The organism is Pilimelia anulata (assembly GCF_014647895.1).
Classification (GTDB): Bacteria; Actinomycetota; Actinomycetes; order Mycobacteriales; family Micromonosporaceae; genus Pilimelia; species Pilimelia anulata.
In genome coordinates, this window is record NZ_BMQB01000002.1 from 224629 (window position 1) to 244704 (window position 20076).

The following is a 20076-nucleotide window of genomic DNA, read 5'->3' on the forward strand; positions in this document are numbered from 1 at the left end:
CGGACCGGCTCGGTGGCGCGCCCGGCCGGATCACCGTTGCTCCCCGTCCCGCAGCTCGGCCGGGACGGCGGCGTCCACGTCGGGGTCGCCCCACCGCGGGGGCAGCGGCACGGGTCCGGCGGCCGCCGGCGGCGCGGCGCGGCCGCCGGCGACGAGGCGGGACAGCACGTCGCGCGCCGGGTCCGGCTCCGGCGCGGTCACTGGCGGAGGGTGCGGATGAGGGTCATGACCTCGCGGGTGACCGGGCGCAGGACGCGCAGCCGGCTGAGCGCCACCAGCCGGTCCAGCAGCGGTACCGCCCCGTCGATCAGCGCCCGGGTCCGCCGCTGCCCCGGCGACCGGTCGTGCACCCAGTACAGGATCACCCCCATGTACGCCAGCCACAGCAGCTCGGGCAGCTCCGCCCGCAGCTCGGCGTCCGGCTTGGCCGTCGACCCCTCGACCACCTCGCGGAACAGCGCGATCGTCGCCTCCCGCGGCGCCGAGGACTCGGCCGAGAACGGGCTGAGCGGCGAGTCCGGCTCGGCGGCGGTCTTGAAGAAGGTGGCGGCGAAGTCGTGGTACGGAGCGTTCACGTCGATGCCGGCGTGCAGCAGGGCGCGCAGCCGGCCGGCGAGTGTCGTCTCCCGGGCGAGCGCCGGGGCGGCGGCGTCCCGCAGGCCGTCCTGCGCGGTCAGGTAGAAGTGCTGGATCAGGTGCTCTTTGGACGGGAAGTAGTAGTACGCGTTGCCCACCGCGACGCCGGCCTCGCGGGCGATGGCCCGCATCGTGGTCCGGGCGTAGCCCTGCTCGCGGAACAGCCGCATCGCGGTGTCCAGGATCAGCGCGCGGGTGTGCTCGCCGCGGCTGGTGGGCGGGTCAGCGGCAGCGGTCGGCCCGGGTGTGGGGTTCATCGCCGCCACCGTATCCAACCGGCGGGCCCGCCCGGCGCAGCGCCGCCGCCGCGCCGATGGCCCGCCGGGCGATCGGGCGCAGCGCCGGGTGGGCGAGGCGGTGGGCGAGTTCGCGGTACCCGTCCAGCGCCCACAGGCAGGCCAGCCAGGCGGCGTCGCCGCGGTACACCGCGCCGGTGTCGGCCACGACCGTGAGGTCGCGCCGGGTGGCCGCGTGGTCGAGGTCGGGCAGCGCGGCCCGGGCGGTGGGGGAGTCGGCGGCCAGGAAGTACACCGGCAGCAGCATCGGCTGGCGGCCCAGCCAGTCCCGGGCGGCCCGGCACGGCCGGCATTCGGCGTCGTAGAGCAGCAGCAGGCTGCGCACGGCCCCGCCCGGCGCGGCGGTGTCGGGTGCGGCGGTGTCGGGCGGGGTGGCCGGGTCGGGCCGGGCCGGGCCGGCGGTCACCGCGGTGCGCTCGCGCGGCCGGCGGCTCACGCCGGGGTGCCGGCCCGGCCGGGGCGGGCGCCGGGCCAGCCCGGTGGCGGGGGCGGCAGGGGGCGCGGCAGGTGCACGGCGGCGAGCCGGCGCAGCCGGGTGCGCCGGTACCGGCTCAGCGCGAACACGTTCAGCAGGTGCAGCAGGCCGAGCACGATCAGCACCGGGCCGACCCGGCCGGCGAGGGCGAGCAGGACGTCGGCGGCCGAGGACAGCGAGCCGGTCGGGCCCATCGTCACGGTGACGTAGCCGATGGTGATCAGGTAGAAGCCGGCGAGCAGCAGGCGGTTGAGCGCGGCGGCCAGCGCGCCGTCGGCGAGGACGTCGGCGAGGAAGACCAGGCCGTTGCGGGACAGCGTGCGCCCCACCAGCACGGTCGTGCCGATGGTGATGGCCGGGTGGAGCAGGTACAGGGCGAGTCGGTCGTCCATCGCGGGCACTCCTTTCTGAACGCGTTCAAGTCGATACCGGGAAGCGTACGCCCGGCTTTTGAACGGGTTCAAGTACGGGTCGGCTGTGACCGTCCCCACAAACCCGGTCGTGGTCCCCTGCGGCTGCGGGCCGCCGCCGTGGTTACATAGCCCCGTGTCGTACGCCGCAGCCGATGCCACCGCACCCGCCGCCACCCCGTCCGCGCCGCCCGGCCAGCGCCGCCCGGCCGAGGACGACGACGCGGTGATCGCGCTCGACGCGGTCCGGGTCAGCCGGGCCGGCCGGGCGCTGCTCGCCGACCTGAACTGGCGGGTCGAGCCGGGGCAGCGCTGGGTGGTCCTCGGCCCGAACGGGGCCGGCAAGACCACCCTGCTCCAGCTCGCGGCCGCCCGGATGCACCCCAGCGCCGGGGCGGTCACGCTGCTCGGCGAGCGGCTCGGCGCCACCGACGTCAGCGAGCTGCGCAGCCGGATCGGCCTGACCGGCGCCGGCGACCGGCTGCCGGAGCGCGAGCGGGTGCACGACGCCGTGCTCACCGCCGCGTGGTCGGTGGTCGGCCGGTTCCGCGAGCGGTACGAGGAGGTCGACACCGCCCGGGCGACCGAGCTGCTGACGCAGCTCGGCGTGGCGGCGCTGGCCGACCGCGACTACGGGACGCTCTCCGAGGGCGAGCGCAAGCGGGTGCAGATCGCCCGGGCGCTGATGACCGACCCGGAACTGCTGCTGCTCGACGAGCCGGCCGCCGGGCTGGACCTGGCCGGGCGGGAGCAGCTCGTCCGCCGGCTGGGCGAGCTGGCCGCCGACCCGGCCGCGCCGACGCTGGTGCTGGTCACCCACCACGTCGAGGAGATCCCGCCGGCGTTCACCCACGCGCTCGTGCTGCGGGCGGGCGCGGTCGTCGCGGCCGGGCCGCTGGCGGCGGCGGTGACGAGCGAGACGCTGAGCACGGCGTTCGACCTGCCGCTGACCGTACAGCGGGCGGGGGACCGCTTCACCGCGACCGCGACCTGACCCGCGACCGCGACCGACCCGACACCCCGACCCGACCGCGGCCGGACCGGCGGCGGGCGACCGGCTCGCCGGTGGGGTGCGGCGGTCAGACGCCCGTGTGCGCGCGGATCCAGGCGCGGTGGGTGGCGATGCTCGCGTAGTCCTGGGTGCGGGCGGCCGCGTCGCCGGTCGAGCAGACGCCCACCTGCTCGCCGTTGTACACCTGCGGGCCGCCGGAGTCGCCGCGGTGCGCCGCGCCGTCGATCCCGGCGCTGTGCAGCGCCGGGCCGCCGAGGAAGTCCGCCGTGATCGCCTCGTACCGGACCCGGGCGACCCGCAGCACCGGCGAGCCGGCGCAGTCCGCGCACGTGCGGCCCCAGCCGTAGATCAGGCTCTCGGCGCCCAGCGGCGGGTCGGCGGCGGCCAGCCGGATGGGCGCGGCCGCCACGGGCGCCGCCAGCCGCAGCAGGGCGAGGTCCCCGCCCGGGCCGCGGGCCACCCGCTCGACCACCCGGCGGACCTCGCCGCCGGCGGTGTTGTCGAGGCTGCCGGTGCGCACGTAGTGCTCGCCCCCGGCCGCGGCGCAGTGCCCGGCGGTGAGCACCCAGGTCGGGGCGATCAGCGTGCCGGAGCAGAACGAGCCGACCCCGGCGGCGTCCCGGCTGATGCTGGCGGCCCCGACGTACGCGGGCGCCGGCCGGCCGTCGACGACCTCGGCGGCGAGCGCGGCCCCGGCGGCCGCGGGCGCGGCGAGCGCGGCGGCGACGCCGACCGCGAGGGCGGCGAGGGCGGCGAGGGCGGTACGCGGGCGCGGTCGGGCGGACGGCGGGTGAGGGCGCACGACGGACTCCCTTGCGGCGGGAATGATCGGCCGGGGTCGATGCCATCATCCCCGGCCGATCGGCCGGCCGACAACCGCCGCCCGGCCCATCCCGACCCGCCCGGTCGGCGCCGGGCGGGCCCGGGAGCCGCGGGTCCGGGCCGGGCCCGGTTCCGGCCGGTCAGTCGCAGCCGGCCAGCGCGGGGCGCGGCTCCGGCCCCTCCGCCCGCGCCGGCGCTGCCTCGCGGGCCGGGGAGTCGGCCCGCTCCGCCCGGGGCCCGTCGGCGGCGCGGCGGGCGGACAGGGTGGAGCCGGCGCTGGCCAGGATCACCACGGCCACCGCGACCACGCCGAGCCAGCCGAGGTCCTGCCCGAGCAGCAGCCACCCGGCGAGCGCGGCCACCGCCGGCTCCAGGCTCAGCAGCACCCCGAACACCCGCGGCGGCAGCCGGCGCAGCGCCGACAGCTCCAGCGAGTACGGGATCACCGAGGCGAGCAGGCCGATGCCGAGGGCGAGCAGCAGCAGGTTCGGCCGGACCACCGCCGGCGCGGCGCCCGCGGCGCCCACCGGCAGCAGCACCAGCGCGCCGACGGCGGTGGCCACGGCCAGCCCGCCCAGCCCCGGTACGGCCGCGCCGACCCGCGCCCCGGTCAGGATGTACGCGGCCCAGAACACCCCCGCGACCAGCGCGAGCAGCGCCCCGACCGGGTCCAGCCCGCCGGCGCCCGGCCCCTCGCCGCCCAGCCCGAGCAGCAGGACGCCGGCCAGCGCCAGCAGCACCCAGCCCAGGTCCCGGACCCGCCGGGACAGGACGGCGGCCAGCGTCAGCGGCCCGAGGAACTCGATCGTCACGGCGGTGCCGAGCGGGATCCGGGACAGCGCCGCGTAGAAGCTGGCGTTCATCGCGGCGAGGCTGATGCCGAGCATGATCACGTTGCGCCACTGGTACCGGTCCCAGCCGCGCACCCGCGGCCGGGCGATGGCCAGCAGCGCCAGCGCGGCCAGCGCGAGCCGCAGCAGCGTGGCCGGCGTGCTGCCGATGCTCGGGAAGAGCTGGGCGGCGAGCGCGGCCCCGACCTGCAGGGACGCGCACGAGCCCAGGACGAGGGCGACGGCGCCGCCGCTGGCCCCGGCGGTACCGGTGATCGACTGGTTCGGCATACGTCCACGGTCGCCGGCCGCGAGCCGTCTGTCCAGCGAACGTTTCTGGAGCATACTGATCAGTAGAACTGACGAATCGGGGGCGCGATGCTCGACGTGCACCGGCTGCGGCTGCTCCGCGAGCTGGCCCGCCGCGGCACCCTGGCCGCGGTCGCCCGGGCCCTGTCGTACAGCCCGTCGGCCGTCTCCCAGCAGCTCTCCCTGCTGGAGACCGAGACCGGCACCAAGCTGCTCGAACGGGTCGGCCGGGGCGTCCGGCTGACCGCCCGCGGCCGGCTGCTCGTCGCGCACGCCGACGCGATCCTGGAGCGGCTCGAACGGGCCGAGGCCGAGCTGGCCGCCGCGGCCACCGAGGTCACCGGGGTGCTGCGGGTGGCGTCCTTCCAGTCGGTGCTGCTGGCGCTGGTCCCGGCGGCGCTGTCCCGGCTCGCCGAGCGGCACCCGCGGCTGCGGGTGGAGATCACCCAGTCCGATCCGGACGTCGCGTTCGCCGGGCTGCTGGCGCACGACTTCGACCTGGTGCTGGGGGAGGAGTACCCCGGCCAGCCGCAGGCCCGGATGCCGGGCGTGGACGAGGCCGACCTGACCCACGACGAGCTGCGGCTCGCGGTACCGGCGCACGGGCCGCTGGCCGCGACCGACGGCACCCTGGCCGGCCTGGCCGGGGCGCCCTGGGTGCTCGACCCGGCGGACACGGCGGTCGCCCGCTGGGCGCTGGCGCTGTGCCGGGACGCCGGCTTCGAGCCGGACGTGCTGTTCGAGACGCCGGACCTGCTGCTGCACGTGCACCTGGTGGAGACCGGCCACGCGGTCGCGCTGCTGCCCGATCTGCTGTGGACGCGCGGGCTGCCGGCGCTGCGGCTGGCGGAGCTGCCCGGCCGGCCGAAGCGGCGGCTGTTCACCGGCGTGCGCAGCGGCGCCGCCCGGCACCCGGGCATCCGCGCGCTGCGCGACAGCCTCCGCCACGGCCTGCGCGCCGCCGAACGCCGCGCACCCTGACCACCGCCGGGCTCAGCGCTCGGCGGCCCGTTCGATCGCCCGGTACACCTGGCCGAACCGCCGCTGGTCCCGGGTCCGCAGCAGCAGCACCTCCTCGCCCCGCCAGCGGGCCCAGATCTCCCACTCGCGCGCGCCGCGCGAGTACGACCGGTCCACCCACTCGAGCAGCAGGTCCGCCAGCGGCCCGGTGGCCAGCCCGGCGACCAGCGCCGCGCCGACGACCGCGGCCAGCGGCAGCGGCGCGAGGTCCAGCGACAGGCCGATCACGACCGCGGTCGCGCCGAGCGCGAGCGGCACCAGGATCGCCAGCGCGAGCGCGCCGCGCCGGGCCGTCCGCCGCCAGGACCGCGCCCCGCGCCGGTACCACACCTCGGTCAGCTCGGCCAGCGGGAGGTGCCGGCCGTCGATCTCGATACCCGCCGCGGTCACCGCCACCGCCGCGTCGCGGTAGTGCTCGCGCTCCATCGCCCCACCGTACGCGCGGCCCGGCCGGCCCGTAGGGTGGGAGCCGGTCGGACACCCCGGACGCGAGGAGTGAGCGGATGAGCGAGGGCTTCAAGGGCGAGTTCGTGCGGCTGGAGGTCGCCGACGGCATCGGGACCATGCGGCTGGACCGGCCGCCGATGAACGCCCTGAACACCACGCTCCAGGAGGAGCTGCGCTCCGCCGCCCGGGCCGCGGACGCGGCCGCCGACGTGCGCGCGGTCGTCGTGTACGGCGGCGGGAAGGTGTTCGCCGCCGGCGCGGACATCAAGGAGATGGCCGCGATGTCGTACGTCGACATGGCCGGCCGGGCGCCCGCGCTGAGCAGCGCGTTCGACGCCATCGCCCGGATCGGCAAGCCGGTCGTCGCGGCGATCACCGGGTACGCCCTGGGCGGCGGCTGCGAGCTGGCGCTGGCCTGCGACTGGCGGGTCGTCGCCGAGGACGCCAAGCTCGGCCAGCCCGAGATCAAGCTCGGGGTGATCCCCGGCGCCGGCGGCACCCAGCGGCTCGCCCGGCTGGTCGGCCCCGCCCGGGCCAAGGACCTGATCCTCAGCGGCCGGATGGTCGACGCCGCCGAGGCGCTCGCGATCGGCCTGGCCGACCGGGTGGTCCCGGCCGCCGACGTGTACGCCGCCGCGGTCGAGCTGGTCCGCCCGTACGCGACCGGGCCGGCGCAGGCGATCCGGGCCGCCAAGCAGGCCATCGACGGCGGCCTCAGCATGGACCTCGCCGCCGGCCTGGCCTGGGAGACCCAGTTGTTCGCCGGGCTGTTCGCCACCGACGACCGGCGCGAGGGCATGACCGCGTTCGTGGAGAAGCGGAAGCCGGACTTCACCGGCCGCTGACCGGCCCGGATCCGGAAATTGCGTCGCGGCCTGTCGTACCCCCGGGGCAGGCTGAGCGAGTTGTGAACGCTCAGCCCGCACCGGGGAAGGAACCATGACCCAGCCGTTCAACGGTCCCGCGATCGCCGCCGAGGGGCTGGTCAAGCGCTTCGGCGACACCACGGCGCTCGACGGGGTCGACCTGGAGGTCGCCACCGGTACGGTGCTCGGCGTCCTCGGCCCCAACGGCGCCGGCAAGACCACCGCCGTGCGCATCCTCGCCACCCTGCTCACCCCGGACGCCGGCCGGGCCCGGGTGGCCGGGCACGACCTGGCCGCCGAGCCGCACCTGGTGCGCCGGGCGATCGGCCTGACCGGCCAGTACGCGGCGGTCGACGAGACGCTCACCGGCGCGGAGAACCTGCTGCTCATCGGCCGGCTGCTCGGCATGTCCCGGCCCGACGCGCGGGCCCGCGGGGCCGACCTGCTGAAGCGGTTCGACCTCGCCGACGCCGCCGACCGGGCGGCCAAGACGTACTCCGGCGGCATGCGCCGCCGGCTCGACCTCGCCGCCAGCCTGGTCGGCTCGCCGCGCCTGCTGTACCTGGACGAGCCGACCACCGGCCTCGACCCGCGCAGCCGCAACGACCTGTGGGACATCGTCCGCACGCTGGTCGCCGACGGCGTGACGGTGCTGCTGACCACGCAGTACCTGGAGGAGGCCGACCAGCTCGCCGACGACATCGTGGTGTTCGACCACGGCCGGGTGATCGCCACCGGCACGCCGGCCGAGCTGAAGGCGCGCACCGGCGCGCGGACGCTGTCCGTGCGCCCGGCCGACGCCGCCGACCTGCCGACGATCACCGCGACGCTCGCCGCGCTCGACCACGGCGCGCCGGAGACCAGCGGGGAGGTCGTGTCCGTCCGGGTGGAGAGCCGGGACGTGCTGCCGCTGCTGGTCCGCCGGCTCGACGACGCGGGCATCGCCGTCGCCGAGCTGTCGCTGCGCAACCCCAGCCTCGACGAGGTGTTCCTGTCCCTGACCGGGCACCGGGCGGAGCCCGATGCCGAGCCGAACGGGGTACCGGCATGACCGCCGCCACCCTCGCCGCCCCGGCGGCGAACCGGGTGTCGCCGCTGGCGACGCTCCGGCAGACCATGACGCTGTCCTGGCGCAGCCTCGTGCAGATCAAGCACAACCCGATGGAGCTGCTCGATCTCAGCATCACGCCGATCATGTTCGTGCTGCTGTTCACTTACGTGTTCGGCGGCGCCATCGCCGACTCGCCGAAGGCGTACCTCCAGTTCATGCTGCCCGGCATCATTGTGCAGAACACGCTGTTCGCCACGATGTACACGGGCATGGGCCTCAACGCCGACCTGACCAAGGGCGTGTTCGACCGGCTGCGCTCGCTGCCGATCGCCCGCTCCGCGCCGCTGGCCGGGCGGATCCTCGCCGACACGGTCAAGCAGGCGTGGGCGATCGCGCTGCTGCTGGCGATCGGCTTCGCCCTGGGCTTCCGGGCCACCGGCGGCGTGCTCGGCGTACTGGCCGCGACCGGGCTGATGCTGCTGTTCGCGCTGGCCGCCGCGTGGATCGCGGTGCTGGTCGGGGTGCTGGTCAGCGATTCGGAGAAGGTCCAGGTGTACGGCTTCACGGTGCTGTTCCCGCTGACCTTCACCTCGAACATCTTCGTCCAGACGGAGTCGATGCCCGGCTGGTTGCAGGCGTGGGTGAAGGTCAACCCGGTGACGCTGCTGGCCGACGCGATGCGCGGCCTGATGGTGGGCGGGCCGGTCGCCCGGCCGACCCTGCTGTCGCTGATGTGGGGCGTGCTGATCGCCGCGGTGTTCGCGCCGATCGCGGTCCGGGCGGTCCGTCGCCGCGCCTGAGCGGGCCCGCTGCCGGCGGTGCGCCGGGGTCAGCGGCCCTGCCGGGGGATGAACGCCTCGCGCAGCCGGTACCCGTACCGGTGCAGCAGCGGCAGGGCGACGGCGCTGGCCACGGCCCGCGCCGCCGCCGGCTGCTCGCGCCGCCACGCCTCGTCGGCGCGCAGCGTGATGCAGCCGGTGCGGAACCGGCTCGGGTTGCCGGAGACGGTGTGGTTCGGGCCGAGCTGCACGGTGCCGTCCCCGGCGAACGGCCCGTCCGCGGCCGGCACGCCGGCCAGCCGGAGCATCCGCTCGGCGTCAGCACGGGGCCGGGTGAGGAAGTCCTCGTACCGCAGCCGCAGCGCGCGGGCGCCGTACCGCGGGGCGACCCGCTCGACCAGCGCGTTGTACAGCAGCCAGTGCGACGTGCTCTCCCACGGCCCGTGCCGGTCCATGAACGCCGGCTTCGGCCGGTCCACCTGCCGCTTCGGCCGCATCCAGGAGTGGGCGACGGCGCGCGGGTCGCGGATGGCGTGCACCAGGTACCCCTCGACGTCGGACAGGCCGGCGAGGACGGCCGCGCCGGCCGGCGACTTGGACGAGTCCACGATCAGTTCGGCGCCGGTGACCTCGGCGATGCCCCGGTACAGCCGACTGATGATCCCCCGATAGCGGCGGTCGGCGGCCGTATCGGGGCCGCGACACAGGCGCAGCGTGTGCCGGGTCCGGGCGACCTCGGCCTGGAGCGCGACCATCTCCCGCGGGTCCGGCTCGGCGGCGCCGAACGCGGCCCGGCGGATCGCGGCCCACAGCGCGCACTCCGGCAGCGGTACGCCGCAGCCGCAGCGCCGCCCCTGGACGAGCCCGCGCCGCCACAGGTAGAAGACCTCGCCGGCGGAGAAGACGCCCGGGTAGGCGTTCAGGATGTTGTCGACGAGCGTGGTGCCGCTGCGGCCCCACGCAGCGACGTACAGCACCTTCGGCACAAAACCCCCTCAGTGGGCCCCAAAACGGCAAATGGGTTCATCACTGTAGGGACTGTAAGCGCCCGACCCGGGCCGGACCTGCGGCGCGGATCAACCGCACCCGGGAAGAGGGACACCCGCGCGGGGTGGGCCGCGCGGCGGCGCGCTGCCCGGCGCGCCGGCCGGGGTCAGCGGCGCGGGGCCGCCCGGGTCGGGTCAGCGGCGCGGGTCGTCCGGGGTCGGGTTCAGCGGCGCGGGTCGTCCGGGTCCGGGCGGTCGTCCAGGGAGCGGAGGAAGTCCGGGTCGTCGTCCGGGGCCACCGGGCGGCGCGGGGCGGCCGGGCCGGATCGGGCCGGCCGGTCGTACCCGGCGGCGAACCAGGCCACCCCGCCGACGATCGGGAACAGCAGGATCACGATGACCCAGCCGAACCGCGGCAGCACCCGGACCCGCTCCGGCGCGATCGACAGGACACTGATCAGGGCGGCGATGGCCAGCCCGATCTCGACGACGGTGAGCAGCAGGAGCAGGCGGGCCATACCGCCATCATGCGCGATCGGTGCCCGCCCCGGCCACACCGCCCGCCCCGGCGCGGGCCGGGCGCGTCGGCCCCGGTCCGGCCGGCGGCGGGGGCATGCTGTGAGATGTCTCGCGGAGGGGCCCGGGCGGGCCTCCTGACCGGCCGACCGGGCGCGGCGGCGGCTAGTATGGCCGGACATGAACGATCGTTAACCTCAAGCTGGGGGGTCATCGGCCACGATGAATATCGTCGTCCTTGTCAAGCAGGTGCCCGACTCCGGAGCGGAGCGCACCCTGCGCGCCGACAACACCGTCGACCGGGCGGCCGCCGACAACGTGATCAACGAGATGGACGAGTACGCCATCGAGGAGGCCCTCCGACTCACCGAGGCCGGCGGCGGCGAGGTCACCATCCTCACCATGGGCCCGGAGCGGGCGGCGGAGTCGATCCGCAAGGCGCTCTCGATGGGCCCGCACGGCGCCGTGCACGTCGTCGACGACGCGCTCGCCGGCTCCTGCGCGCTCGGCACCTCGGCGGTGCTCGCCGCGGCGCTGCGCGAGCTGAACCCGGACCTCGTCCTCTGCGGCGCCGAGTCGACCGACGGCCGGGTCCAGGTCATGCCGCACATGCTCGCCGAGCGGCTGGGCATCGCCGCGCTGACCGGCGCCCGCAAGCTCACCGTCGACGGGGGCACGCTGACGATCGAGCGGCAGACCGACGAGGGGTACGAGGTGGTCACGGCCGCCACGCCCGCCGTCGTCTCGGTGTGGGACACGATCAACGAGCCGCGGTACCCGTCCTTCAAGGGCATCATGGCCGCCAAGAAGAAGCCGGTCCGCACGCTGAGCCTCGCCGACCTCGGCGTACCGGCGGGCGAGGTCGGCGCCGCGGGGGCGACCAGCGCGGTCGTCGAGCACAGCCAGCGGCCCGAGCGCACCGGCGGGGCCAAGGTCACCGACGAGGGCGACGGCGGCGTGCAGCTCGTCGGGTTCCTGGCCACCGAGAAGTTCGTCTGAGGGGATAGTCATGGCTGAAGTACTCGTCGTCGTCGAGGCCAGCGCGGCCGCCGGCGTCAAGAAGGTCACCCTCGAACTGCTCACCCACGCCCGCGCCCTCGGCACCCCGGCCGCCGTGGTGCTCGGCGCCCCGGGTACGGCCGCCGCGCTGACCGGCAAGCTGGCCGAGTACGGCGCCGAGAAGGTGTACGTCGCCGAGCACGCCGACATCGACGGCCACCTGGTCGCGCCGAAGGCGAGCGTGCTGGCCGAGCTGGTCCGCCGGGTGCAGCCGGCCGCCGTCCTGCTGGGCGCCACCCAGGAGGGCAAGGAGATCGCCGGGCGGCTCGCGGTCAAGCTGGACAACGGCCTGCTCACCGACGCCGTCGCGGTCGCCGCCGACGGCACGGCGACGCAGGTCGCGTTCGCCGGCTCGACCGTCGTCACCGCGCGGGTCACCAAGGGCCTGCCGATCGTGTCGCTGCGCCCCAACTCGATCACCCCGGCCGCGGCGCCCGCCGCCGGCACGGTCGAGGAGGTCGCCGTCGAGCCCGGCGGCACCGACCTGCTGGCCCGGGTCACCGACCGGGTGGTGGAGCAGAAGGGCTCGCGGCCGGAGCTGAGCGAGGCGTCGGTGGTCGTCTCGGGCGGCCGGGGCGTCGGCAACGCGGAGAACTTCGCGCTCGTCGAGGAGCTGGCCGACCTGCTCGGCGGCGCGGTCGGCGCGTCCCGGGCGGCGGTCGACTCCGGCTTCTACCCGCACCAGTTCCAGGTCGGGCAGACGGGCAAGACGGTGTCGCCGCAGCTCTACGTGGCGCTGGGCATCTCCGGGGCGATCCAGCACCGGGCCGGCATGCAGACCTCGAAGACGATCGTCGCGGTGAACAAGGACGCCGAGGCGCCGATCTTCGAGCTGGCCGACTTCGGCGTCGTGGGCGACCTGTTCAAGATCGTCCCGCAGGCCGCCGAGGAGATCCGCAAGCGCAAGTAGCGCCGCCCGATCATCAACCGCGCGAGCGCGGCTGTTGCCGCTCCCCCGACAACAGCCGCGCTCACGCCAGAGCCTACGTCCTTCGGCATGGCCCGTGGGGGCGTGCCGGGCGTGGACTGTCGAGGATGGACGACCTCTCGGTGCGAATCGGGCGCTTCCGGTCAGTCGGCCGCGCCGCCGGCGCCGGGCACTAGGCTGAGTAGCGATGGCATACCTGGATCACGCCGCCACCACCCCGATGCGGCCCGAGGCGCTCGCCGCGCACGCCGAGGCCGCCCGCACGGTCGGCAACGCGTCCTCCCTGCACGCCCCCGGCCGGGCCGCCCGGCGCCGCGTCGAGGAGGCGCGCGAGCAGGTGGCCGCCGCGCTCGGCGCGCGGCCCTCCGAGGTCGTCTTCACCGCCGGCGGCACCGAGAGCGACAACCTCGCGGTCAAGGGGATCTTCTGGGGCCGGCGGACCGAGGACCCGCGGCGGCGGCTGATCATCGCCAGCGCGGTCGAGCACCACGCGGTGCTGGACGCCGTCCAGTGGCTCGCCCGGATCGACGACGCCGAGGTCGTCTGGCTGGACACCGACCCGACCGGGATGATCCGCCCCGACTCGCTCGCGGCGGCCCTGGCCGCCGCCGGCCCGGCCGCGGGCCTGGTCACGGCGATGTGGGCGAACAACGAGGTCGGCACGATCCAGCCGGTCGCCGCGCTGGCGGCGCTGGCGGCCGCGCACGGCGTGCCGATGCACACCGACGCCGTCCAGGCGGTCGGGCAGATCCCGGTGGACTTCGGCGCGGCCGGGGTGCCGGCGCTGACCGTCTCGGGGCACAAGCTCGGCGGGCCGGTCGGGGTCGGCGCGCTGCTGCTCGCCCGCGACGTGCCGTGCACGCCGCTGCTGCACGGCGGCGGCCAGGAGCGCGACGTCCGCTCGGGCACCCTCGACGTGGCCGGCATCGCCGCGTTCGCCGCGGCGGTGGCCGCCGCGACGGCCGCCCGCGAGCGGGAGGCCAAGGAGGTCGCCGAGCTGCGCGACGCGCTGATCGCGGGGGTGCGGGCGGCGGTACCGGACGCGGTCCTCAACGGCCACCCCGAGCTGCGGCTGCCGGGCAACGCGCACTTCGGCTTCCCCGGCTGCGAGGGCGACGCGCTGCTGCTGCTGCTGGACGCGCAGGGCATCGCCTGCTCGACCGGGTCGGCCTGCTCGGCGGGCGTGGCGCAGCCGTCGCACGTGCTGCTGGCGCTGGGCGCCGACGAGGCGCTGGCCCGGTCCTCGCTGCGCTTCACGCTGGGCCACACGTCCACGACGGCCGACGTGGCGGCGCTGCTGGCGGCGCTGCCGGCGGCAGTGGAGCGGGCCCGCGCGGCCGGCGCCCTGCGCTCCCGCCGCTGACCCCGCCCGCCGGGCGTCAGTGGTCGTGCGCGGCCGGCAGAGGCGGCGGCGGGAGGGCGCGCTGGCCCGGCTCCACGACCGCGAACTGGCCCATCATCCCGCCGTCCTCGTGGGCGAGCTTGTGGCAGTGGAACATGTACGGGTGCGCCGGGTCGCTCGCCCCGTCGAACCGGATGAGCAGCCGCAGCTCCCGGTTCGGCGGCACGTACACCGTGTCCTTCCAGCCGGCCAGGGCCGGGTCGCCGGGGTCGAGCACCCGGAACCGGACGTCGTGCACGTGGAAGCTGTGCGGCACCCCGTCGGCGTTGCGCACCGCCCACACCTCGGTCGACCCGCGGGTGATCTCGGCGTCCAGCCGTCCGGGGTCCATCTTCCGGCCGTTGATCTTGTGGCCGGACAGGCGGAACGTCCGCGTCGCCGCCCCGGCCGGGTCGGGCGCGGGCAGCGCGGCCAGCGCCGCCGGCAGCGGCGGGGACGGCGCCAGCGCCGCGGCGGCCCGCAGCTCCAGCACGTCGAGCGTGTCGTGCCCGCCGTGCGCCCGGTCGAACAGCGCCGGCACGGAGTGCAGGCCGGGCGGGAAGCTGCGCAGCACCACCCGCTCGCCGGGGCGCAGCCGGACGACGATCTCGGCCCGCTCGCCGGGGGTGAGCCGCAGCCGGGTGCGCCGGTCCGGGGCGGCGAGCAGGCCGCCGTCCGTGCCGACCAGGTCGAACGGGCGCCCGTCGGCGAGCCCGAAGCCGTACGAGCGGGCGGGGGAGGCGTTGACCAGGCGCAGCCGGACCGCCTCGGTGCGCACGTCGTGGTACGCGCCGGCGACGCCGTTGGCGAGCACCTGCCGGCCGAGGATGCCGAGGTCGCTGAACGCGGCCTTGTCCTCGTCCAGCCGGTCGCCGTCGACGTTGACGTCGGTGACGAGCACGGGCACGTCGTCGACCCCGTACCGGCCCGGCAGCGCCGCCCCGCCCGGACCGCCGGGCTCGCCCGGACCGTCCGGCTCGTCCAGGAGGAACAGGCCGGCCAGGCCGCGGTAGACCTGCGGGGCGGTGGCGCCGTGCGGGTGCGGGTGGTACCACAGCGTCGCCGCCGGCTGGTCGACCCGCCAGGTCGGCTGAAGGGTGCCGCCCGGCGGGATCGGCTGGTGCGGCCCGCCGTCCATCAGCGCGGGCAGCCGCATGCCGTGCCAGTGCACGGTCGTCGGCTCGCCGAGCCGGTTGGTGACGTTGACCAGCACCCGCTCGCCGCGGGCGGCGCGCAGGGTCGGCCCGAGGTACCCGCCGTTGTACCCCCACGTGGCGACGGCCCGGCCGCCGATGTCGTGGGTGCCCGGCGCGGCGGTCAGGTCGAACACCCGGCGGCCCCGCCCGTCGAGCCGGGACGGCGCCAGCGGCGGGATCGCCAGCGGCGTCGCGAACGCCACCTTCCCGGCGGTGTCCAGGACGCCGGCGTTCCACAGCAGCGTGCCGCCGACCGCGGCGCCGCCGCCGCACAGGGCGAGCATGCCGGCGAGTCCGCCGATCAGCAGCCGGCCGGCCCGGGGGATGGCCATGTCCGTTCCTCTCCGCCGGCCGCGCGGCCGGGTCGTTTCGTACCGTCAGTCGACGCTGCGCAGGAGCTGCTCCATGGCCTCGACCCGGCCGCGGATGAACGCCAGCTCGTCGCGCATGTCGCGCTCGTTCGTGGCGGCCCGGGTCAGGTGGGCGTCGTAGTTCTCGGCGAGCTTCCGGTACGCGTCGTCGCGGGCCAGCGCCGCGCTGGCCTGCTTGGTGCTGACGAAGGCCCGGATGCAGACGACCACGATGATCGTCACCAGGATCAGGAAGCCCAGGCCGAAGCTGATCCCCATGATCACGTCGGGCCAGGCGGTCGTGTGCTGCTCGTTCATGTCTCGCTCCTATCGCGCCGACGGCCCGGCGCCGTCGCCTCTCGACTCGGTCAGGGTGGGGACGGCGGCGGCGACATCCGCCGGGGTGAGGCGCAGCGCGAACGCCGTCGCCTCGACGTACTTGACCGCCTTGCCGCTCTCGGACAGCTCCAGGTCGGCGCTGATCAGGCCGGCGGCCTCCAGCCGCTGGAGGTGCATGTGCAGCAGCGGCCGGCTGATCCCCAGCTCGCGGGCGAGCTGGGAGACGTACTGGCGACGCCCGGCGAGCGCGGCCACGATCCGCAGCCGCTGCGGGTTGCCGAGCGCGGCCAGGATCGCCAGCAGCCGATCGCCGGTCAGGGGTTCGTCCACAGCATCACCATCGCCCACAGCATCACCTTCCATGTGTAAGGAAAACCTTACACATGAAATACGGGGCTGCCAAGCGGGCTGTCGCACCCCGGCGCTACGGTCGGGCCATGAGCGTGGGGAAGCTGCACTCGATCGTGCTGGACTGTCCGGATCCGCGGGCCCTGGCGGCGTTCTACGCCGAGCTGACCGGCCTGTCCGTCGTCGACGCCGACGACGACTGGGTGACGCTGCGCGCCGGCGACGCCGTCCGGCTGGCGTTCCAGCGGGCGCCGGACAACCCGCCGCCGACCTGGCCGGAGCCGGGGGTGCCGCAGCAGTTCCACCTGGACGTCGAGGTCGACGACGTCGAGGCCGCCGAGGTCCGCACGCTCGCCCTCGGCGCCCGGCGGCTGCCCGGCGGCGGCGGCACGACCAGCGGGTTCCGGGTGTACGCCGACCCGGCCGGGCACCCGTTCTGCCTCGTCTGGGGGCAGTGAGCCCGCCGGCCGCCGGGGAGTACCGTGGTCGGGTGCGAGTTCTGGCGGCCATGTCCGGCGGGGTGGATTCGGCGGTCGCCGCCGCCCGCGCCGTCCACGCCGGTCACGAGGTGACCGGCGTGCACCTCGCGCTGTCGGCGAACCCCGGCACGTTCCGCACCGGCGCGCGCGGCTGCTGCACCCTGGAGGACGCCCGCGACGCCCGCCGGGCCGCCGACGTGCTCGGAATCCCGTTCTACGTGTGGGACATGGCCGCGGAGTTCCGCGCCGACGTCGTGGCGGACTTCGTCGCCGAGTACGCGGCCGGGCGTACCCCCAACCCGTGCCTACGCTGCAACGAGAAGATCAAGTTCGCGGCGGTGCTGGACCGGGCGGTCGCCCTCGGCTTCGACGCCGTCGCCACCGGCCACCACGCCCGGCTCGGCGCCGACGGCCTGCTGCGGCGCAGCGTCGACGCCGCCAAGGACCAGTCGTACGTGCTCGCCGTCCTCACCCGCGACCAGCTCGACCGGGCGCTGTTCCCGCTCGGCGACGCCACCAAGGCCGAGGTCCGCGCCGAGGCGGCCGCCCGCGGCCTGGCGGTGGCGGACAAGCCGGACTCGCACGACATCTGCTTCATCGCCGACGGCGACACCCGCGGCTTCCTCGCCCGCGAGCTGGGCGAGCGGCCGGGGGAGATCGTCGACGCCGCCACCGGCACGGTCCTCGGCACGCACACCGGCGCGTACGCGTACACGGTCGGCCAGCGCCGCGGCCTGCACCTCGGCCGCCCGGCCCCGGACGGCCGCCCGCGGTACGTCCTCGCCGTGACGCCCGTCACCAATACGGTCACGGTCGGTCCGGCCGAGGCGCTGGAGGTGGCCGAGGTGCGGGCCGCGCGTCCGGTGTGGACCGGCGGCGCCGGGCCGTCCGGGCCGGTCGAGTGCGAGGTGCAGTTGCGCGCCCACGGCACGCCGATCGCCGCCGTCCTGCACGCCGACCCGGACGGGTGGACGGCCCGGCTGCGCCGGCCCGCGCGCGGCGTCGCCGCGGGTCAGGCCCTGGTGGCGTACCGTCCGGACCCGGCCGGCGACGTCGTTCTCGGCTCCGCCACCATCACCTGACCGGCCGGCCGGGCAACCCCCGCCGGCACCCCGCCCGGGCCGCCGCGGCAGCCCGCCGCGGACCCGGCCGGGCCGGGTACCGCCCCGGCCGCGCGGGGCCCGCCCGGACGGGGCGCCGGCGCAGGGAGCGGCGCGGGCCGTGCGCCTTTCGCCGAAAGGCGGTGACGCGGGTCACCCGCCGGGGTGACCGCGCGGTAACGTCGGCGGTCATGAGCGCGCAGACGTGGCCCTGGCCCGCCGGCTCCGCCACCGGCATCGGTTCCCTGCCCGGCGTGGACATCGCCGAGGCGCAGAAGACCGTCCTGGGCGAGCTACCCGACCTCCCGCACCTCGCCGAACTGCCCGCCCGCGGGCCCGGCGCCGACCTCGTCGGCCGCGGCGCCGGGCTGCTCACCGAGACCCCGGTCGAGCTGTACGCGGCCCGCTGGCGGCTCGCCGCCCGCCCCGGCCGGGATTTGCGGGTGACCCGGGACCTGATGGAGCGCGACCTGGACCAGCTCACCGCCCAGGCCAGCGGGTACGCCGGCCCGCTGAAGGTGCAGGTCGCCGGCCCGTGGACGCTGGCGGCGACGCTGGAGCTACCGCGCGGCGGCCCCGCCCTGGCCGACCCCGGCGCCGCCCGGGACCTGGCCGCGGCGCTGGCCGACGGCGTCCGGGCGCACGTCGCCGCGGTCGCCGCCCGGGTGCCGGGGGCGACCGTGCTGCTGCAACTGGACGAGCCGCTGCTGGCCGCGGTCCGGGCCGGCCGGGTGCCGACGGCGAGCACCCTGTCCACCGTCCGGCCGGTCGGCGACGACGTGGTCCGGGCGGCGCTGGCCCTGGTGATCGCCGAGGCCGGCGTCCCCGCGGTCGTGCACTGCTGCGCCGCCGACCCGCCGGTGTCGCTGATCGCCGAGGCCGGGGCCGCCGCCGCGGCCATCGACCTTGATCAAATCGGCGACCTGGATGAACTCGGCCTGGCCCTCGACCGTGGGTTGGGGGTGTTCGCCGGAGCGGCAGCGACCGACCCGCAGATGCCGGCGAACCCGATGGTGATCGCGGATCGGGTGGAGCGGTGGTGGCACGTACTCGGCTTCGCGCCCGCGCAGTTGCCGGCGCAGGTCGTCGTCACGCCGGCGTGCGGGCTGGCCGGCGGCTCGGGGGCGCGCGCCCGGGCCCTGCTCACGGCCTGTTACCGGGCCGGTCGGGAGCTGCGGGACAGGATTGGCGTGTAGATCACAACCCCGCTATGGTTCACGACCATCAATGGAAGGAGTTGCCGTGATTGGCCGCTTGCACGTGATTGTGCTCGACTGTTCCGATCCACGGACCCCCTGGCAGCTCCCCGCCCGTGACACCCGGCCGGTGTGCCGGGTGTGGAGCTGACGGTGCTGCGGGTCACCGGCTCACTGTTCGGACTCGCCTACGGGGACGCGCTCGGCGCGCCGGTCGAGTTCCTCGACCACGGCGCCATCATCGATCGGTACGGACCCGGCGGCCCGCGGGAGTTGATCGGCGACCCCGCCCGGGTCACGGACGACACCCAGTTGGCCCTGGCGGTGGCGTGGTCGCTGTACGACGCCGACGGCCCCACCCCCGCCCTCCTCGAACCCCTGCTCCGCGCCCGGTACGTCGCCTGGGCGATGAACGCCGACCCGTCCCGCGCCCCCGGCAAGACGTGCCTGGAGGCGATCGGCCGGCTGGCCGCCGGGCGGCCCTGGCGCGAGGCGACCGTCCCCGACTCCAAGGGCTGCGGCGCCAACATGCGGGCCACCCCGGTCGGCCTGGTCAACGGCCTGGACCCGGAGAGCCTGGCCGGGATGGCCCAGTTCCAGGCCGCCCTCACCCACGGTCATCCGACCGCGCTGGCCGCCGCCGAGCTGACCGCGCTGGCCGTCTGGGTGCTGCGCGACGGCGGCCCGCTGGCCGAGCTGCCGGCGCTGCTGCGGGCGCGCTGCGACTCCCAGCGGACGGTGTACCGGGAGGACTGGCTGGGCGACCTGTGGCGGCAGCCCGGCGTGGCCGACCCGGCGGCGTTCGTCGCCCGCGGCTGGGACGAGTGCGCAGCCGCGCTGGACCGGCTGCGCGGCGCGGTCGCCCGCCCCGACGACGGCGGCGACCCGTGCCTGGCCACCGGCGCCGGCTGGGTGGCCGAGGAGGCGCTGTCCACGGCCCTGTACTGCGCGCTGCGGCACGCCGACGACCCGGTCGCGGCGCTGGCCCGCGGCGCCACCACCTCGGGGGACTCGGACTCGATCGCGGCCCTGACCGGTGCCTTCCTCGGCGCGGTGCACGGCATGGCGGCCTGGCCGGCGGCCTGGGCGGACCGGATCGAGTACGCCGACCAGCTCCGCGTGCTGAGCGCCACCTGGGAGGAGGAGGCGGCGGACTGACCGCCCGGACCGACCGCCCGGACCGGGTGCACCCGGCCGACCCGGCCCGGTCGCCCGGCCACCCGGCCGCGTGTCGTAGCCGGTGAC

At 76.4% G+C, this 20076-nt stretch carries 24 protein-coding genes; 12 read left to right on the forward strand and 12 right to left on the reverse strand.

The window, feature by feature from the left end:
- Positions 1-30 precede the first annotated feature (30 nt).
- The 4 genes from IEY94_RS05780 to IEY94_RS05795 are packed head-to-tail and all read right to left on the reverse strand — an operon-like array spanning position 31 to position 1799.
- Positions 31-201, reverse strand: coding sequence for a hypothetical protein (locus tag IEY94_RS05780; protein ID WP_189169005.1), 171 nt, complete (start codon positions 199-201; stop codon positions 31-33).
- On the reverse strand, positions 198-893 hold the full coding sequence (locus tag IEY94_RS05785) for a TetR family transcriptional regulator (RefSeq protein WP_229783361.1): 696 nt from the start codon (positions 891-893) through the stop codon (positions 198-200). The genes IEY94_RS05780 and IEY94_RS05785 overlap by 4 nt, the downstream gene beginning before the upstream one ends.
- Entirely contained in the window at positions 859-1368 is a 510-nt protein-coding gene (locus IEY94_RS05790) for a DCC1-like thiol-disulfide oxidoreductase family protein (RefSeq protein ID WP_189169006.1), read from the reverse strand. Before IEY94_RS05790 ends, IEY94_RS05785 begins: the two co-directional genes overlap by 35 nt.
- The gene (locus tag IEY94_RS05795; protein WP_189169007.1) at positions 1365-1799 is read right to left on the reverse strand and encodes a hypothetical protein; all 435 of its coding nucleotides are present in this window, start codon (positions 1797-1799) and stop codon (positions 1365-1367) included. Before IEY94_RS05795 ends, IEY94_RS05790 begins: the two co-directional genes overlap by 4 nt.
- A 154-nt stretch (positions 1800-1953) precedes the next feature.
- Between IEY94_RS05795 and IEY94_RS05800 the strand changes: the two genes are divergently transcribed.
- Positions 1954-2811: an ABC transporter ATP-binding protein gene (locus tag IEY94_RS05800; protein WP_189169008.1), complete on the forward strand. Its 858-nt coding sequence runs from the start codon at positions 1954-1956 to the stop codon at positions 2809-2811.
- A gap of 85 nt (positions 2812-2896) precedes the next feature.
- Here IEY94_RS05800 and IEY94_RS05805 read toward each other — a convergent pair whose 3' ends face one another.
- Both IEY94_RS05805 and IEY94_RS05810 read right to left on the reverse strand, forming a co-directional pair.
- A complete protein-coding gene (locus IEY94_RS05805) occupies positions 2897-3631 on the reverse strand; it encodes a S1 family peptidase (RefSeq protein WP_189169009.1) in 735 nt (244 codons plus the stop codon).
- A 160-nt stretch (positions 3632-3791) separates the two neighbouring features.
- Positions 3792-4772, reverse strand: coding sequence for an EamA family transporter (locus IEY94_RS05810; RefSeq protein WP_189169010.1), 981 nt, complete (start codon positions 4770-4772; stop codon positions 3792-3794).
- A gap of 87 nt (positions 4773-4859) precedes the next feature.
- Between IEY94_RS05810 and IEY94_RS05815 the strand changes: the two genes are divergently transcribed.
- Positions 4860-5771, forward strand: coding sequence for a LysR family transcriptional regulator (locus IEY94_RS05815; RefSeq protein WP_189169011.1), 912 nt, complete (start codon positions 4860-4862; stop codon positions 5769-5771).
- Positions 5772-5783: 12 nt separating this feature from the next.
- On the opposite strand, the gene IEY94_RS05820 is transcribed toward IEY94_RS05815, so the two are convergent.
- Positions 5784-6236, reverse strand: coding sequence for a DUF6232 family protein (locus tag IEY94_RS05820; protein WP_189169012.1), 453 nt, complete (start codon positions 6234-6236; stop codon positions 5784-5786).
- 77 nt (positions 6237-6313) lie between these two features.
- On the opposite strand from IEY94_RS05820, the gene IEY94_RS05825 reads away from it, so the two are divergent.
- From IEY94_RS05825 to IEY94_RS05835, 3 genes are all read left to right on the forward strand, one after another.
- Positions 6314-7102, forward strand: a complete 789-nt coding sequence (locus IEY94_RS05825; protein WP_189169013.1) for an enoyl-CoA hydratase/isomerase family protein — start codon at positions 6314-6316, stop codon at positions 7100-7102.
- 94 nt (positions 7103-7196) lie between these two features.
- Positions 7197-8174 carry an ATP-binding cassette domain-containing protein gene (locus tag IEY94_RS05830; RefSeq protein WP_189169014.1) on the forward strand — a complete coding sequence of 326 codons (978 nt, stop codon included), beginning with the start codon at positions 7197-7199 and terminating at the stop codon, positions 8172-8174.
- Positions 8171-8974: an ABC transporter permease gene (locus IEY94_RS05835; protein ID WP_189169015.1), complete on the forward strand. Its 804-nt coding sequence runs from the start codon at positions 8171-8173 to the stop codon at positions 8972-8974. The genes IEY94_RS05830 and IEY94_RS05835 overlap by 4 nt, the downstream gene beginning before the upstream one ends.
- A gap of 29 nt (positions 8975-9003) precedes the next feature.
- Here IEY94_RS05835 and IEY94_RS05840 read toward each other — a convergent pair whose 3' ends face one another.
- Complete coding sequence (locus tag IEY94_RS05840) at positions 9004-9939, reverse strand: sulfotransferase (RefSeq protein ID WP_189169016.1); 936 nt, start codon at positions 9937-9939, stop codon at positions 9004-9006.
- 224 nt (positions 9940-10163) lie between these two features.
- Positions 10164-10457, reverse strand: coding sequence for a PLD nuclease N-terminal domain-containing protein (locus tag IEY94_RS05845; RefSeq protein WP_189169017.1), 294 nt, complete (start codon positions 10455-10457; stop codon positions 10164-10166).
- Between the two features lie 220 nt (positions 10458-10677).
- Between IEY94_RS05845 and IEY94_RS05850 the strand changes: the two genes are divergently transcribed.
- From IEY94_RS05850 to IEY94_RS05860, 3 genes are all read left to right on the forward strand, one after another.
- Positions 10678-11454, forward strand: coding sequence for an electron transfer flavoprotein subunit beta/FixA family protein (locus IEY94_RS05850; RefSeq protein WP_189169018.1), 777 nt, complete (start codon positions 10678-10680; stop codon positions 11452-11454).
- Between the two features lie 10 nt (positions 11455-11464).
- Positions 11465-12424 (forward strand): electron transfer flavoprotein subunit alpha/FixB family protein, encoded by a 960-nt coding sequence (locus IEY94_RS05855; protein ID WP_189169019.1) that lies wholly within the window; start codon positions 11465-11467, stop codon positions 12422-12424.
- Positions 12425-12629: 205 nt separating this feature from the next.
- Positions 12630-13805, forward strand: a complete 1176-nt coding sequence (locus tag IEY94_RS05860) for a cysteine desulfurase family protein (RefSeq protein WP_189169020.1) — start codon at positions 12630-12632, stop codon at positions 13803-13805.
- Positions 13806-13821: 16 nt separating this feature from the next.
- On the opposite strand, the gene IEY94_RS05865 is transcribed toward IEY94_RS05860, so the two are convergent.
- From IEY94_RS05865 to IEY94_RS05875, 3 genes are read right to left on the reverse strand one after another with little or no spacing between them, the layout of a single operon-like run.
- Positions 13822-15351, reverse strand: a complete 1530-nt coding sequence (locus IEY94_RS05865; protein ID WP_189169021.1) for a multicopper oxidase family protein — start codon at positions 15349-15351, stop codon at positions 13822-13824.
- Positions 15352-15396: 45 nt separating this feature from the next.
- Positions 15397-15687 (reverse strand): hypothetical protein, encoded by a 291-nt coding sequence (locus IEY94_RS05870; RefSeq protein WP_189169022.1) that lies wholly within the window; start codon positions 15685-15687, stop codon positions 15397-15399.
- A 9-nt stretch (positions 15688-15696) separates the two neighbouring features.
- A complete protein-coding gene (locus IEY94_RS05875; protein WP_373291218.1) occupies positions 15697-16071 on the reverse strand; it encodes an ArsR/SmtB family transcription factor in 375 nt (124 codons plus the stop codon).
- A gap of 74 nt (positions 16072-16145) precedes the next feature.
- On the opposite strand from IEY94_RS05875, the gene IEY94_RS05880 reads away from it, so the two are divergent.
- From IEY94_RS05880 to IEY94_RS05895, 4 genes are all read left to right on the forward strand, one after another.
- Positions 16146-16514: a VOC family protein gene (locus IEY94_RS05880; RefSeq protein ID WP_189169024.1), complete on the forward strand. Its 369-nt coding sequence runs from the start codon at positions 16146-16148 to the stop codon at positions 16512-16514.
- A gap of 32 nt (positions 16515-16546) precedes the next feature.
- Positions 16547-17617: a tRNA 2-thiouridine(34) synthase MnmA gene (gene mnmA / locus IEY94_RS05885; protein ID WP_189169025.1), complete on the forward strand. Its 1071-nt coding sequence runs from the start codon at positions 16547-16549 to the stop codon at positions 17615-17617.
- 209 nt (positions 17618-17826) lie between these two features.
- A complete protein-coding gene (locus IEY94_RS05890) occupies positions 17827-18831 on the forward strand; it encodes a uroporphyrinogen decarboxylase/cobalamine-independent methonine synthase family protein (RefSeq protein WP_189169026.1) in 1005 nt (334 codons plus the stop codon).
- Between the two features lie 141 nt (positions 18832-18972).
- Entirely contained in the window at positions 18973-19989 is a 1017-nt protein-coding gene (locus IEY94_RS05895) for an ADP-ribosylglycohydrolase family protein (protein ID WP_189169027.1), read from the forward strand.
- Positions 19990-20076: the final 87 nt, after the last annotated feature.